Origin of the sequence: Paenibacillus brasilensis, from assembly GCF_009363115.1 — a bacterium.
In the GTDB taxonomy this organism is placed as follows: Bacteria; Bacillota; Bacilli; order Paenibacillales; family Paenibacillaceae; genus Paenibacillus; species Paenibacillus brasilensis.
In genome coordinates this window covers 2,010,348-2,027,000 of record NZ_CP045298.1, presented here as the reverse complement: position 1 = coordinate 2,027,000, position 16,653 = coordinate 2,010,348, and the positions used below count along the sequence as shown (strand labels likewise).

Sequence of the window (16,653 nt, the reverse complement as noted above, 5' to 3'; positions counted from 1 at the left end):
CTGTGCGGCGAAAAACTGGTATACTCAAAAAATACTGCTAAACGGCGGGTATGGAACCGGTTCACTGAGAGAATGAAGACAAAGAATATGGATATTAGGGGGATTGTGGATGCAACAGGTTTTACAGGATGTGATCGGTGTAATTAACGACTTTTTCTGGTCCAAGTTGTTAATTGTCATGTTGATCGCATTGGGGCTATTTTTTACGTTCCGCTCTAAAGGTCTGCAAGTACGAATGATCGGAGATATGTTCCGGGTTCTGAGAGAGTCGAAGCGCGGCTCCAAGGACAGCATTTCGCCTTTTCAGGCATTTTGTATCAGCATGGCGGCGCGCGTGGGTACGGGTAACATTACAGGGATTGCTATCGCCATTGCGCTGGGCGGCCCGGGTGCGGTGTTCTGGATGTGGACCATTGCGATCATCGGATCAGCATCCAGCTTCGTCGAAAGTACATTAGCCCAAGTATATAAAGTGAAGGACAAAGGCGGATTCCGTGGCGGTCCGGCGTATTACATGGAGATCGGATTGAAAAAGCGGTGGATGGGTATCGTCTTTGCGATACTGATTACACTGAGCTTTGGGATGGTCTTTAACGCGGTGCAGTCCAATACGGTTACGCTGGCTTTTGAAAATGCCTTCGGCACGAATCGGTTGGTCGTGGGTCTGATTATGGCGACTCCGTTTGCGGTCATTATTTTTGGAGGGGTCAAGCGGATTGCCAAAATGTCCGAATATATCGTCATCGTACTGGCGGTGCTGTATATCGGAATTGCGCTGTTTATTGTGATCATTAATATTCAGCAATTGCCGCACGTGTTGTCCCTGATTGTACGCAGTGCGTTTGGTTTCGAGCAGATTGCGGGAGGCTCCATTGGGGCAGCCTTGATGCATGGCATCAAGCGTGGCTTATTTTCCAATGAAGCAGGAATGGGGAGCGCACCGAATGCGGCAGCTACCGCAGACACCAGCCATCCGGTCAAGCAAGGCTTGATTCAGGCCTTTGGAGTGCTGACGGATACGCTTATTATTTGTACAAGCACGGCAATGATTATTTTGTTATCCGGGGCATATACGAAGCCGGGACTTAGCGGTATTGAGCTGACTCAGGCGGCTCTTAGTGTGCACATCGGGCCGTGGGCGCCTGGTTTGCTTGCCATTATGGTATTCCTGTTCGCTTTTAGCGCATTGGTCGGTAACTACTATTACGGCGAAACGAACATCGGGTTTATGAAATCCAGTAAAATCTGGGTATGGCTTTATCGCGCTGCTGTAATTGGCATGGTGATTTTCGGTGCGGTAGCCAAGGTGCAGCTGGTGTGGGATTTGGCCGATTTATTCATGGGCATGATGGTTGTCGTCAATCTGATTGCCATTGCTCTTTTATCCCGAGTCGCTTTTGCAGCCTTAAAGGATTATTCACGGCAGAAAAAGGCGGGTCACGACCCTGTGTTCTACAAAGATAGCATTCCGGGGCTGGAGCAGGTGGAGTGCTGGAGCGGGAAGCCAAACTGTAGGACAGCACCTGATCACAAACTCGACATATCAATCTGATTGCGTCCTGAACCATAAGGGTAAAATACTTCTGTATAATGTAGATGAGAGACTGCGAATACAGGAGGGTTATTGTGAATGTGCTGGATTACACGATCCTTCGTCCGGGTGGACTGACAGATGATCCCGGTATCGGAAAGGTTGCTACGGGGGATGATCCTTCCGTTAGTACCATTTCCCGTGAGGATGTAGCCGCAGTGGTAGCGGCACTGGATGAACGGCAGACGTATCACCGTGCGATTAATCTGGCGTCAGGCAGCACGCCCATTGCTGAGGCTATCCAGCAGGGTTGATGGATTTAGGAGCATTCACATCATAGTTGGAGAGAGGCAGACCAGGGATGTTTTTCCGGGTCTGCCTTTTGCTGCTGAATATCTGCGAAAAGATTTGATTAAAACTAATCATGTTATTTATAATACTAATATAATTAGTTTTAATCAAGATGAGGAGATGAGATGAATGCGTATCGTTCAGGTGCAGCATGTGTATCAATTGACGTTTATGCCCCGACTGTTCCCGGTGAACTGTTACTTGGTGGAGGAGGACGATGGGTTCACCCTGATCGATGCGGGGTTGCCTTACAGTGCAAAAGGTATTGAACAGGCTGCTGTGCGGATGGGGAAGCCGATTATGCGAATTGTACTTACCCATGCCCATGAGGATCATGTGGGTGCGCTGGATCGGTTGAAGGCAAGGTACCCTGATGCGCAAGTGTTCATTTCCAGACGAGATGCGCGGCTGCTGCAAGGCGATGTATCGTTAGAGACAGATGAACCGAATACCCCCATTCGGGGCAGTGTGCCGAAGGGAATTCTTACCCGGCCTGATGTTTTGCTGGAGGACGGGGATCCTGTAGGCTCGCTCCTGGCGATCAGCACACCTGGACACACGCCGGGTTCGATGGCATTTTTGGACACTCGCACCCGTGCGTTGATTGCAGGCGACGCCTTCCAGGTCCGGGGTGGGGTTGCGGTGTCGGGAAGGCTTAAGCCGCTGTTTCCATTTCCCGCACTGGCTACATGGAACAAGGAGAGCTCGCTGGAAAGCGCCAAAAAGCTCGCGCTTTTCAAGCCGTCTTTATTGGCTGTCGGTCACGGCAACATGCTGCAGCATCCGCAGCCTCAACTGGAAAGGGCGATTATGGAGATGGAGCAGCATCTTACGATGAGCTATAAAGGATAGCCGTACTATTAAGAGATATAGCTGTGTGAATCTATATGAATACAAAAAAATATATAAATATATCTAGGATTTTACTATTTTTTTAAACACGTACGGTATGCTTGAGTTACCTGAGGGAGAAGCTGTTTTCTAGAGCTGATCAAACTTTGAAGTGTACTGGGGGTAATTAGAATGGAACTGATTATGGATCATGTTACTAAAACCTATAGCTCTAAACAAGCATTAAAAGATATGACATTACATTTAAAGCCAGGTATATTGGGATTGCTTGGTCCTAACGGAGCTGGCAAGTCGACGCTTATGCGTATACTGGCTACTATTGAGAAGCCAACAAAAGGGACTGTCACCTGGAATAAAATAGACATTACTAAAAATCCTGATGAATTGAGGAGTGAATTAGGGTATTTGCCTCAGGACTTTGGTATATACCCTAATATGAACCCTGTGGAATTTTTAGAGTATATAGCAGCTATGAAAGGTTTGACGATGAAGTCGGCTAAGAAAAGGATTGACGAACTTTTAGAGGCTCTCAACCTTTCTCATGTACGAAAACGCTTGTTGGGCGGATTTTCAGGCGGGATGAAACAGCGAGTAGGAATAGCACAATCCTTGTTAAATGATCCTTCTCTTTTGATTGTTGATGAACCAACAGTCGGATTGGATCCGGAGGAAAGAATCAATTTCAGAAATCTACTATCCTCTCAATCTTCAAACCGTATTGTCATTCTATCGACTCATATTGTGACAGATATCGAATCCATTGCCCCGAATATTGCAGTTATGTCTGAGGGACGCCTCATTACTTATACAACACCGGAACAGTTTATTCAAACGGTCGATCACAAGGTATGGGACTATGTCATTCCCTCAACGAGGTTGCAGGAGATACAAGAAAAATATACAGTCAGCAGTGCAATTCATCGCAGTGATGGTGTACACGCTCGTATTGTTTCGGATAGCCGTCCCGGTGATAGTGCTGTTCCGTTGCCTCCCTCTCTGGAGGATGCCTATTTGTATTCTGTCGCTGCTTTAGGAGTGAGATCATGAGAGGTAATTACTTGTACTTACTTAAAGGGAATGTAATCCAGGAAATCAGAAGATACACGTTCCTGTTGATTATGGGTATCACCTTGTTTCTTGGATATGCTTTGATTCCTGCAGCGTCGGACGGTTATGAGGTCTTCTATATCAAGGGTGTACGAGGCATTTACAATTCATACTGGCTAGGGGCAATGGTTGCAATGCTATCTACCATGCTATTATGGCTGTTTGGATTTTATATGCTAAGAAGCAAAATTTCTGAGGACCAGCGCCTGAAAATGGGTCAAATTATCGCATCCACACCCATTCGTAATCTTCAGTATATATCGAGCAGAGCGTTCTCAAATTTCTGTGTGTTTATGATCATTGAGCTGGTATTGGTAGTAGCCTTTATGGGAATGCAGTTGCTTCGGGGAGAGGATTTGCATATTAACCTTGCAGCTTATTTCCTTCCTTTGCTATTTGTGAGTATCCCCTCTTTGTTGCTTTTGTCAGCTTTTACAGTTTTATTTGATGTTTTTCCTGGCTTAAAGGGTGCAGTGGGGAATGTATTGTTTTTTGTCATTTGGATTTTTTTAAGTGTGATGTCTATTTCAAACTCAAATAGTCTATGGGATGTTTTTGGAATAAATGCCATCCAGACGGACATGACGAAAGAGGCAGCGGCTCATTTTGACTTTATTTCTGCAAATGAAGTAGGAGGAAGTATCGGCTATTATCCTATTGAGGGGAGAACTCCTACTTTTGAGTGGAGTGGAGTAGACTGGAATAGCCATTTGTTAACTTCGCGTTTAATTTGGATACTTGCCGCATTGTCTATCGTTTTGCTTGCTTCTCAGCTGTTTCATCGATTTGCAGTAAGCAAAACACCTTTTACTGTCAAGCTTCCTGTTCAAGATAAAATGAACAAAGTAGTAGAACGTGAGGAACGCAAATCTTACCAGCTATCGCCTGTAAAAAAAGATAAGAGAGTACGTTTGTTCCGTTTAGTTAAGGCAGAACTTCGGATCATGATAAAAGGAATGTCTTTCTGGTGGTATCTGTTAGTGTTGGGTTCAATGATGATAAGCTTGCTGGTACCCTTAGCCCAGATCATAAGCTGGCTGCCTGCTCTTATGCTGTGGCCTCTTGCAATATGGTCACAGATGGGAAACAGAGAGTTTTATTATTCCACAAATGAGCTATTGTTATCCAGTTGTCCGCGTCTGTATAAGTTTTTCTCGGTCTGGATTGCGGGCATTTTAGTTACATTGCTCATCTCCTCAGGCGTTCTGATTCACTTTTTTCTGGAAGGAGAATTTACATACATTTATTCATGGGCAGTGGGTAGTTTCTTTGTTCCGACCTTGGCTTTAACGCTTGGGACATTAACCCGGTCAAGAAAGCTTTTCGAGGTGCTATACATGCTGTTGTGGTATCTAGGTCCTGTAAATGATATCCCTTATTTGAACTTTCTAGGGATTCCAACGGGACACTCAGCCTTGTATATAATGTTGACGTTTGTGCTTTTAGGTGTAGGTATTTTGATACAATATGTTCGGGAATGGAATTTACTAGCTGGTTCTAAAAATAATACCCAAATGAATCAGCCTACCAAAGGAGAATATCATGGAAAACTGGAGAAATAAAGGGATAGCCCTGTTGTGTGCTAGTATGTTGGCAGTGCTTGTGGCAGGTTGTAATTCGGATTCTGATGCAAAGAGTGAAGTGAAGCGGTTTAATAGTGACAATATAAAAAATATATATGTTCAAACAGACAGTCAAAATATTGAACTGAGCCGATCGGATAATGCACAAATCGAGGTTCGGTCCACGATTAAAGGAGTAACTATTTCGGACGAGGGAGAGACACTTAAGGTGATTGCTGCAGAATCTTCAGGTATATTTAATCTTAAAACGAATATAGTGTATGTAGCTTTGCCTAACCGTATTTATAAAAAAATAGATTTAATTACAAAATCAGGTAAAATTACTGGGAAAGATAGTAAATCGAAAGAGTTGAGCATATCTGGAGATTCTGGTTCTATTGGTATTCAAGGATTCGAAGGAGAGAAAATTGTAAGTCATACGTCGTCAGGAGATATTAATTTGGCAGGGATTAGCGGTGGGATGGAGGTGAGCGCAGATGCGGGCAACATTAATATTTCTCATCAAGGAGAGATCGCGCAAGACAGTAGTGTCAAGAGCAATAGTGGGAAGATCGAATTAAAACTAGATCCTGCTCCTTCATCACTACGAATTAATGCTGTCACGAAATCTGGCAAAATTGAGTCTTCATTGAAAGCCTCATCTGGCCCGTCAGGGTCCGATAAAGAATTGCACGCCCAAATTGGTAAGATAACAGATGAAAGTCCCGTACTTTTTGTTGAAAATTCTTCCGGATCCATTGTGATTCAATAATGGTTTAAAAAAGACATCATACTGACAAGCGCTGATTAAGAATCAGCGCTTGTTTCATTGATAAAGGGTAAAGTAACATATACTGTAGTGCCTTTTGAAAGCTCGCTACCCATGGTAATTGTGCCATTGTGAGCAAGAATGAGCTGTTTGGCGATGGCCATGCCGAGTCCGGTACCAAATTCGGGTGCGTGTGTGGTAGAGCCACGATAATATTTTGTGAAAATATTTTTAATGGTTTCTGGCTCCATGCCTACACCATTATCAACGATTTTGAATTCTATCGTGGTTTCATTTTTTCGAGCTAAGGTTGTCCGGATTTCAGTCCCTGCCGGATTATGAATGACGGCATTCATGAGCAGATTTTGCAGAGCCCTGTACAGTAGTCGTTCATCATAGTAAGCTTTGATCAGTTTTTCTTCAGTATTGAAGCTTATCATATGCTCGGCAGCATTAGGGTTATTGCATATATCAGTAATGAGATTTTCGATAAATGCGACCAGGTTTCCTTGTTTGAGATGAACAGGAAATTGAGAATCTATATTTTCAATTTGTAAAGAAAGATTAAGATCCTGGATTAACCTTTCTAGATGCAGGCTTTTATGATGAATTTCGAGTAAAAAGGATTTTTGTTCTTTAGCACTCCAGGTATATTCATCATTCAGCAGCAAAGTAGTGTAACCTGTAATGTAGGTAAGCGGTGTTTTGAGGTCATGTGAGATTCCAGCAATCCAGTCACGCTTAGACTCTTCTGTATTCTTCCGTTCCATTTCTGCTTGCTGGAGACTATCGGATAGAGTGTGTATGTTATGAATGACTTCTTTATACAGTCGATAAGGCTGTTTAAGCTTGGAACGCTGGTTATACACCTTATTTTTTTTAGTAATTGGAGCTTCGTATTTTCCCTTTGTCAAATTATCGATCCAGGACATGATAAACCATAACGGACCTCCGAAATACCAACTGAAAACTACGCTGCACATCATAATATTCACTGCAAAGGTTGATAATACTAACAAATCATAGTTTGAATTTTCGGGTACAATTCCTAGAGCAGGCAAAATTATTTCTGTAGTTATAATGGTCATGACGGCCATACTGAGCAGCCAGGCTAGAAGACCCAAAATAAAGTGTACACCATAACGAAGTTTAACTCTCATAGTCAATCCCTTCATTGTGGGGGGACAAATTTGTAGCCAATCCCCTTGAGATTAATGATAATTTCAGGTGATTTTGGGTTTATTTCCATTTTCTTTCTTATTTTGGAAATGTGCATGGCTACCGTTTTTTCTTCACCGTAAAGGGGCTCTCCTCCCCATACCAGTTCATAGATTTGTGAACTGGTATAAATCCGATTTGGATTTCTTAGAAAAAAACGGAGAAGATCCAACTCCTTAGCCGTGCATTCGATTTTTTGCTCGTCAAATACAAGCATGGCATCGGATGGCTTAAGCGTAAGCCGCCCTACTCGAATTTCCTGATTCTCCTGTATAGCGTACGATTGTGTTTGGTATATTTTTTGTCTCCTGAATATCGCTTCAATACGAGCTACGACCTCTAGTGGATTGAACGGCTTGGTAATATAGTCATCCCCGCCGACACTTAATCCTTTTAATTTATCAAAATCGCTTGAGCTTGCTGAAATAAATATAATCGGAGCGTTAGTGTGGCTTCTTACCAAACTACATAGTTCAAAACCATTCATATCCGGAAGCATAACATCCAATATGATTAGATCATAATTATGGCTCCGCACCATTTCCACCGTTTGTTTTGCGTTAGTACAACGGCTGATATGGGTGTAATGTTCCTTTTTTAAGGTTACTTCTAACAACGTTAGAATACCTATTTCATCATCTACTAAAAGTATCTTTTCGTTTTTCAGCAAGGGAAGAATTCCTTTCTGCGAGATTATGCATTTTGAATTGGGCGAAACAGGAAAATTATTGTGACACAAAAAATAAATACAATGACTCCGAAGGAAATGAGTATGTGAGATATTTGCAGGCCTCTATTAAGCAAAATAGAGATCAGGGCCTGAGATAAAGGTACGAGTCCTGTTGTTGCTGTTGTTACAAGGCTTAGAACCCTACCGATTTTGTCCTGAGGGGTTCTTTCCTGAAGCAGAGTGACAAAAAAAGTATTGCTAAAGGAAATAATGAGCCCGATTATGCCTAATAATAATAGGAATTGCAAAAAATGAACGCTAATCCCCAAAAATAAAATAGAAAGTCCGCATAAGGCAAGGCTCAGATCATAGACATCGGGCCTGTCAGAAAGAAGCCGGCAACGATTAAGACAATAATAATGGCCTTGATGAATGGATCCTCTTTTATGAAATAGATTCCTTCCTTCCATTCCTTAAAAAAATGTAGAGGCTCGGAAGAGGATTGCTGGACTTTACTATGAGTATATTTACTGACAAAAAGTGAAGAAAACGCCCCTAAAATTAAAATCGACGCAATACCGCCAAACAAATGACCATACGAGTCATAGCTAAGAATAACCCCCCCGATTAAAGGCCCCGCCAAACTGAAAAATTGCTGAATGATTTGAGATAATGAGTTGGCTTGAGCCAGATGAGAGTCTGGAACAATTGCAGGAATGAGTGAGGATGAAGCTGGCCAATAGAAGGATTCTAAAATCCCGAATAATACAGCAAAGGTAACAACTACGGGGAAGCTTAAGATACTTGATGTAAAACAAAATATCATAATGATTAACAATATTCCCCGTAATATATCGGATAGGAACATAATATGTGTTTTCTTGTAGCGGTCTGCCAGAATTCCTGTAAAGGGCATTAATAGTAAACGTGGAATGGCCGTGGCCATGAGAACGATACCCAGATTATTTCCTAAGGCGAGGTGGTTTACGACATACCAGGATTCTGCTAAAAGATAAATTGAAATTCCGGAACTATTGAATGTGATTGAAAGCAGGACAAGAAAAAATGGAATATTTTTAAATAATGAAATTTTATTGTCTTGTGGCTGTCTAGACATTTCTGCAAGTTTCCATGTCATATCTCCTTAAACTTATTTATTGGCAGCAATGTATAAAATACTTTTAAGTTACTCTGGATGTCATATAATTAAAAATTAAAGAATTTTAACTTGAAGACAACTCACTGATTGATTCGCTCTCCTCCTTTGTTTCAAGTGGATTAGATACGGTTTGCTCTATGTGCATATTCTTTGAGGTAGGGTTGAAAACACCTGAATAGACTCCATGCCAATGAAAAAATGTATTTAACTACTTAATTTATTTTTTTTGATTGGAATAACATAGCAAATAATACCTTAAAAACAAAATATACTATATATGCATATCATTATAACTTAAGTTGACAAAATACAATATCGAGAGTAAGTTGTTAAAAGTAATTATACAAATAATTGAATTTATGTGTTCATCGTATTTTTTCGACAAATTTTTCATTTTTCACAACTCGTAAAAGAGGGGGATTTTATGGATCATTTGACTCAGCGATTGCAAGACACGTGTGAATTTGATGATGCTTGGAAGCAATATATGGACGGAATGGACCATTATCCGGAAATTTATAAACAATATACGGACAATGGGAGCATTGATGAAAGTACAAAGGATTTCACCATAGAGTTTTTTTTAGAGGAGACAAATGATCTCCTTCAAAAAGGTACGGATACGACGCACACGCTGGCAACTCTTCTATATACGATCTGGGGTATTATTATACAAAGATATACGAATACTGAGGACATTGTTTTTGATAGAATTATATATCAAGAGGGGATAGATGAATCACCGATTTTATTCCCGTTCCGAATGCGAAATGAAGGAAGAGAAACTTTTTCGCAATTATTAGCTCGTATGCGTACAAATGAACAAAAACTGACACACCTGAGTTTCTTCGAAGAAGCTGTGCTTAATCAGGCGGTTGCACCGCATTATTTTATTTTCGAACAGCATGGATCCATGTGTGCATGGCAAGATTGTTTCCACGTTAAGTATAAAAGGAGCCTAGGAGTGTATGCCTTTTTAGAGCCAAATTTAAAATTAAGGTTCACCTTTAATCCGAATATCTATCCGGAAAAATTTGTACAAAATATGGCCCAGCAATATAAACGTATATTATTTATTGCATTGTCCAGTCCTGAGACGCTCATGAGCAATTTGAGCGTGATTAGTCCGGAAGAGAAAAAACACGTATTGGGAATCAACGGGGATCACCAGGATTTCCCGCGGAGCCAAAGTATTGTTCATCTATTCAGGCAGCAAGTACAGAAAAATCCTTACCATTCAGCACTTATCTTTGGTTCGGATTCACTGAACTATCAGGCACTTGATTACAAGTCGGATGTAGTAGCGTATTATTTATGCAGTCACGGTATTAGACCAGGAGATCGCATAGCACTGATGAACGACAGAACTCCATATATGATTATAAGCATTTTAGGAGTATTGAAGGCAGGTGCTACCTATGTGCCTATTGATCCAACTTATCCAGCGGAACGTATAGAATTTATGCTTTCAGATAGTCAGGCTATATTGATGCTAGTAGAAGAACAATATGAAAAGCTGGCATTAAATTATAATATAGCAGTAAATAATATTCATAAAATTCTTCAAAACGATACAATTTACCCTGTCGAACTCCCTCCACAAGACCCACATCATGAAGCCTATATTATCTATACCTCAGGTTCGGCGGGTAAGCCCAAAGGTATAATGACAACGCATATTAATATTATTAAAACCGTTATAAATTGCGGCTATGTAGAATTAACTTCGGAAGATAAGCTATTGCAACTCTCCAATTATGTGTTTGATGGTTCGACATTTGATATTTTTGGCTCGCTTTTGAACGGAGCCCAATTGGTGATCGTTCCCAAAGAAATCCTCCTAGACCCTGCACAACTTTTAGCTCTTATTCAAAGAGAACAAATAACAGTAACCTTTATGACTACCGCATTGTTTAATTTGTTGGTAGATATTGAAATTAATGGCCTGGAGCCTCTGCGTAAAATTTTGTTTGGTGGAGAGCTGTCCTCAGTAAAGCATGTACAGCGAGCTTTTGAGATACTTGGAGAAAATCGAATTGTTCACGTCTACGGACCTACGGAAACAACAGTGTTTGCAACCTATTATCCTGTAACTGCAGAGATTATGAAGATGGATTTTGTTCCTATCGGGCGCCCGATTCATAATACAAGTGTATATATACTGGATAGAAATAGCCAGTTTCAGCCAATTGGTGCTCCAGGCGAATTGTATATAGGCGGTGAAGGAGTTGCGAAGGGTTATCTGAACAGACAGGATATTACAGATTTTGCGTTTATAAAGCATCCTTTGATTAATGGAGAACGCATGTACAAATCAGGCGATTTGGTTCGTTGGACAAGTGATGGTCAGCTCGAATTTTTAGGCAGGTTGGACAATCAGGTTAAAATTAGGGGACACCGTATTGAACTGGAGGAAATTGAGAAGTCTATAGCCCAGCATCCTCAAATTAATCAGGTAATTGTATTGCCAATTACTGATCATGAAGGGCATTATACAGACTTATGTGCCTACTATATATCTCAAAACGGTAAGGAAATCGTGAATCTCAAAGAGTATCTTTTATTAGATCTTCCTGCTTATATGGTACCTTCTCAATATATTGCTATGCATGATTTCCCGCTAACCCCCAATGGGAAAATTGATAAAAGATCATTTCCTTTACCAGTACCTACAGTACGAACAAGCTACGAAGCTCCGTCCAGCGAAGCGGAAGCGAAACTAGTAGAAATGTGGGGCATGATCTTTCAAAATATCAGTATCGGGGTCTGTGATAACTTTTTTGATTTGGGCGGACAGTCTCTTAATGCGATGATGATGATCTCACAAGTAAGAAAAGAGTGGGGCATTGCACTATCTATACGTGAATTTTTTGCCAATCCTACAATTAAACAATTGGCTCTATACATCCAGGCTGCCCATCAGAACCATTTCCATCCACAGATTGCTTTGGAATCTTGTGAAAAGAGAGATTATTACCCTGTATCAGCTGCCCAAAGGGCAATTTATACCGTTCAACAGCTTGACGATCAGGGTTGCGGATATAATGTTACTTCTGTCCACTCTATTGAGGGGAAAATAGATCACAAACGCCTGGAGGAAGCGATTAATTTTTTGGTCCAAAGGCATGAAAGCCTCCGTACCACTTTTCATTATGTAGATGGACAGCTCGTTCAAAGAATAAATACTGGAGCCCGAGTACATTTGGAAAAATGCAGTATCCATCGTCAGGAGGAGATACATGAGCGTATTCAATGTTATATACAACCCTTCAACTTGGAGCAGGCCCCATTGTTTCGGGCAGTTTTATTAGAAACCGCTCCTGAGGAATATATATTCATTATGGATACGCATCATATTGTTATGGATGGTATGTCCATGAATTTGTTCTATAAGGAATTATCCGAGTTGTATCAGGGGGGGACATTACTACCTAATCTCTACCAATTTAAAGATTATTCTGTATGGGAAGAAAAAATGCTTCAAACAACGGAATATGACGCTAAATCTGAATTCTGGCAACAACAATTCTCGGATGAAATACCAATATTAAACTTGCCAACTGATTTTTCACGGCCTCCAAAACAGGATTTCAAGGGAAGTCGAAGTTATTTTGAAATGGACCAGTGTTTGATATCTGACCTTAAAAAATTAACGGAGCAGAGTAGCACGACCACATTTATGGTTTTACTGGCAGCCTATCATGTACTCTTGTCAAAATGGAGCGGACAGGAAGATATTATTGTTGGAACGGCTATTGCAAATCGAAATCATGTTGAACTGAATAATGCCGTAGGTATGTTTGTAAACACGGTGGCTCTTCGGAATGTATCTCATGAGTATCAGACTTTCCTGGAGTTGCTGCTGACAATAAAAGAGAGAACACTACAGGCATTTGAACATGGGGACTATCCCTTCGAAAAAGTTGTTCAGAACTTAAATCAGAAACGGGATGCTAGTCGCAATCCACTATTTGATACTATGCTCATCATGCAGAATATGGAGCAACATGAATTGTCTATTGATGGTGCAGTTGTTGAACCACTCAACATAGCTGGCAACCAATCAAGATTTGATCTATCCTGGGAGTTCTATGGAAAGCAGTTAAGCTTTTCGGTGGAATACAGCACGGCTTTGTTTCAAAGTGACAGCATATCCAGAATGGCGGAGCAATTTATCTTTATCCTGCAACAGGTTACCCGCTCACCAGATATTCAACTGCTTGATTTGGAGGTAATGCCTGACAGACAGAGGCAGCTTGTACTATTTGATTTTAACGACAATTCCCAGCCCTATCCTGATCATAAGACCGTTCATCAATTATTCGAGGAGATAGCGGTAGCTAGATATAACCATACTGCGCTTGTATGCAATGAACAATATGTAACTTATTCAGGCCTTAACCAATGGGTTAATTCACTTGCCAGGAAATTGCGTTTTGAACTTGGGGTAAAACGTGAACAATTTGTCGGTATTATGATGGATAAGTCTATTGAGATGGTCGTTGCAGTATTGGCTGTACTTAAGGCAGGTGGAGCTTATATGCCAATTGATCCGGCTTATCCCTCCGAACGGATACAATATATGCTGAAAGATAGCGGTGCTCAACTTCTATTAACCCATCTGGATGTTCAGATTCCTGCTGACTATTCGGGAGAGGCTCTGAATGTGGAGTTCTCCGAGTATAAAGCAGACTTGAGCATAGATAACCTGCCAAATATAAATACAGCTCATGATTTGGCCTATATGATCTATACATCTGGATCAACTGGGAATCCGAAAGGAGTCATGATTGAGCATCAGGGATTGAGTAACTTTTTATTGGCAGCCTCCACACTGGGTATTCATAAGGATTCCAGAGTTTTACAATTTGCTCCTTTTAGTTTTGATGGTTCTGTCGCAGAAATATTCCTAACCCTTCTCTCGGGTGCCACATTGTATATTGAGAAAAAGGAAAATATTATTTCCGATCTTGTGCAGATGCTTCGGGAAAAGAAAATTACAGCAGCCATTCTTCCACCGAGTATGCTGAGAGCCGTTGAATATAAGAATCCCCCTCATTTGGAAGCATTAGCAACCGTAGGAGAAGCCTGCAGTAAGGAGCTTGTAGAAACATGGGGGGAAGGCAGAGATTTCATCAATGGATATGGTCCAACGGAAGCAACGATCGGCTCCACCTTGGGTGTGATTACGAAGGATACGGATAAGATTACGATAGGAAAACCTATACCCAATAAAAAAATATATATTTTAAACTCTAATATGCAACTGCAACCGATCGGGGTTTCTGGAGAAATTTACATTGGCGGAGCTGGGATCGCCAGAGGATATTGGAATAATCCAGATATGACCAAAGAAAAGTTTATTGATAATCCGTTCGGAGAAGGTCGGATATATAAATCGGGAGATTTAGGGCGATGGTTGCCGGACGGTACAATTGAATTTATGGGGCGAAAAGATTATCAGGTTAAAATTAACGGTCATCGCATCGAAATGGAGGAGATCACAGAGACTCTTCTGAAGCATCCAGGTGTCCTGGAGGCCACTGTCATTGATTGTCAGGAAGAGCGCCACACAAAATTAGCTGCTTATGTAGTGCTGAAAGATGAGAATATACGTGAAGAGTTGAGGACTTATTTAAGTACCCGGCTGCCTCAATATATGATACCTAACTATATTGTTACACTGCCATCACTACCTTTGACTCCTAATCTTAAGATAGACCGAAAGGCTTTACCGGCGCCATCCTTTGAAGCATCAGATGCTTCTGCTTACAAGGCACCTTCAAATGAAATAGAAGCCCTGCTGGTATCTATCTGGCAAGAAATATTCAGAGTGGACCGTATAGGGGTGCTGGATCATTTTATTAAATTGGGCGGGGATTCGATCAAGGGGATTCAAATTGCGGCTCAACTAAGCAAACACCATTATAAATTAGATTTAAAAAAGCTTTATGAGTTTCTGACTATTTTTGAATTAGCTCCATATGTCCATCCCATCCGTAAGAAGTCGGAACAACAAGCTGTTGTAGGAGATGTGCCGCTAACGCCGATCCAAAGCTGGTTTTTTGAACAGAACTTTCCTGATGAGCAGCATTGGAATCAATCAGTCCTTTTCCCAGCAGAAACAATATGGGATGAAGCGCGGGTTGAAAGAACCTTGATGAAACTGGTTGAACATCATGATGTGCTGCGTATGACATTCATTAAGGAACGAGATCAAGTTATTCAGACGAATCGAGGGTTGGACCATAAGAGTTTTGAACTTCATGTCTTCCATTGGCAGACTGAGACGGATTGGGAGGATAGCCTTAAGAGAGAAACGACCAGACTGCAAAAAAGTATGAATCTTACTGAGGGAATCTTAATGCAAGCGGGACTCTTTAAGACGCCTGAAAATGAATATCTGTTTATAGCTGTTCACCATTTGGTGATTGATGGCGTTTCCTGGCGTATTTTTCTGGAGGATTTTAACCAGGTATATGCACATCTCGAAAATAATGCTGATGCTTCTCTTCCGCCTAAGACGGACTCATTCAGGGAATGGAGCCATGCATTACGGGAATATGCGAATACACAACAATTCCGGAATGAGCTCAATTTCTGGGAGAGTCAAGATGAGCTCCTACGGGAAAATTCGCCACAGAAACGGGAGAATTCGGGTAAATGCACGATGCAGGATAGCAAGGTCACTTCAATCATGTTCCCGAATCAAACAACACAACATGTATTGACACAGGTCCATCGCCCATTCAACACAGAAGTTAACGATATCTTGCTGAGTGCTCTTGTGTTATCCGTGTCTCAATGTACTGGAAATCCAATAATACCTGTATATTTAGAGGGCCATGGAAGAGAGCATATCCACAAGGAGATTAACATCAATAGAACGCTGGGGTGGTTTACTTCTATCTATCCCGTCATCTTCACATTGGGCAATCCAGAGATAGGTGAAGTCATTAAAACAGTCAAAAATACACTACGGAGCATCCCTAATAAAGGCATGGGCTATGGAATCATGAAATATATATGTGCTGACAAACTGACCCATTTGTCGAATCCATCTCCGGGAATTAGCTTTAATTATTTAGGGGTATTTGATACGGGCGCTGTCTTACAGGGATTAGGCCAGTCTTCAATTTCTATCGGAGAATCCATAAGTCCACTTACACCGATGACAGCTAATTTGGAGATTAATGGTGCTGTTCATCAAGAGAATCTACTATTGGAGTTTCGGTATAATCCGAACCTGTACACCGATCAGGCGATGAATAGGCTTGTCGAGACATTTCAAGCGAGTTTGTACGGTATTATCCAGTATTGTATGGAGAAAAAGGAGCAGGTACTAACAACAAGTGACTTTAGTGCCAAAGGAATCAATCAAGAGGATCTGGATTTGTTTCTGGACTCTTTAAACTAAAACAGGTATCGAGGTGC

The 16,653-nt window shown here is 41.3% G+C and carries 10 protein-coding genes; 7 read left to right on the top strand and 3 right to left on the bottom strand.

Annotated features, from left to right (window positions below; genetic code table 11):
* Positions 1 to 109 precede the first annotated feature (109 nt).
* From GCU48_RS09460 to GCU48_RS09435, 6 genes are all read left to right on the top strand, one after another.
* The gene (locus tag GCU48_RS09460; protein ID WP_152379833.1) at positions 110 to 1,552 is read left to right on the top strand and encodes an alanine/glycine:cation symporter family protein; all 1,443 of its coding nucleotides are present in this window, start codon (positions 110 to 112) and stop codon (positions 1,550 to 1,552) included.
* 74 nt (positions 1,553 to 1,626) lie between these two features.
* Entirely contained in the window at positions 1,627 to 1,845 is a 219-nt protein-coding gene (locus GCU48_RS09455; protein WP_244316160.1) for an NAD(P)H-binding protein, read from the top strand.
* Positions 1,846 to 2,011: 166 nt separating this feature from the next.
* Complete coding sequence (locus tag GCU48_RS09450; RefSeq protein WP_025715718.1) at positions 2,012 to 2,734, top strand: MBL fold metallo-hydrolase; 723 nt, start codon at positions 2,012 to 2,014, stop codon at positions 2,732 to 2,734.
* A 171-nt stretch (positions 2,735 to 2,905) separates the two neighbouring features.
* Entirely contained in the window at positions 2,906 to 3,781 is an 876-nt protein-coding gene (locus tag GCU48_RS09445; RefSeq protein ID WP_025715719.1) for an ABC transporter ATP-binding protein, read from the top strand.
* Positions 3,782 to 3,852: 71 nt separating this feature from the next.
* A complete protein-coding gene (locus tag GCU48_RS09440; protein ID WP_244316266.1) occupies positions 3,853 to 5,403 on the top strand; it encodes an ABC transporter permease in 1,551 nt (516 codons plus the stop codon).
* Complete coding sequence (locus GCU48_RS09435) at positions 5,384 to 6,175, top strand: DUF4097 family beta strand repeat-containing protein (protein WP_025715721.1); 792 nt, start codon at positions 5,384 to 5,386, stop codon at positions 6,173 to 6,175. The genes GCU48_RS09440 and GCU48_RS09435 overlap by 20 nt, the downstream gene beginning before the upstream one ends.
* A 35-nt stretch (positions 6,176 to 6,210) precedes the next feature.
* Here the strand turns inward: GCU48_RS09435 and GCU48_RS09430 are convergent, their stop codons facing one another.
* The 3 genes from GCU48_RS09430 to GCU48_RS09420 form a co-directional block, all read right to left on the bottom strand.
* Positions 6,211 to 7,332: a sensor histidine kinase gene (locus tag GCU48_RS09430; RefSeq protein WP_025715722.1), complete on the bottom strand. Its 1,122-nt coding sequence runs from the start codon at positions 7,330 to 7,332 to the stop codon at positions 6,211 to 6,213.
* 11 nt (positions 7,333 to 7,343) lie between these two features.
* Positions 7,344 to 8,057 (bottom strand): response regulator transcription factor, encoded by a 714-nt coding sequence (locus GCU48_RS09425; protein WP_025715723.1) that lies wholly within the window; start codon positions 8,055 to 8,057, stop codon positions 7,344 to 7,346.
* A gap of 364 nt (positions 8,058 to 8,421) precedes the next feature.
* On the bottom strand, positions 8,422 to 9,198 hold the full coding sequence (locus GCU48_RS09420; RefSeq protein WP_152379830.1) for an MFS transporter: 777 nt from the start codon (positions 9,196 to 9,198) through the stop codon (positions 8,422 to 8,424).
* 508 nt (positions 9,199 to 9,706) lie between these two features.
* Here GCU48_RS09420 and GCU48_RS09415 point away from each other — a divergent pair.
* Positions 9,707 to 16,636 (top strand): non-ribosomal peptide synthetase, encoded by a 6,930-nt coding sequence (locus GCU48_RS09415; RefSeq protein ID WP_208811989.1) that lies wholly within the window; start codon positions 9,707 to 9,709, stop codon positions 16,634 to 16,636.
* The last annotated feature ends 17 nt before the right edge of the window (positions 16,637 to 16,653 follow it).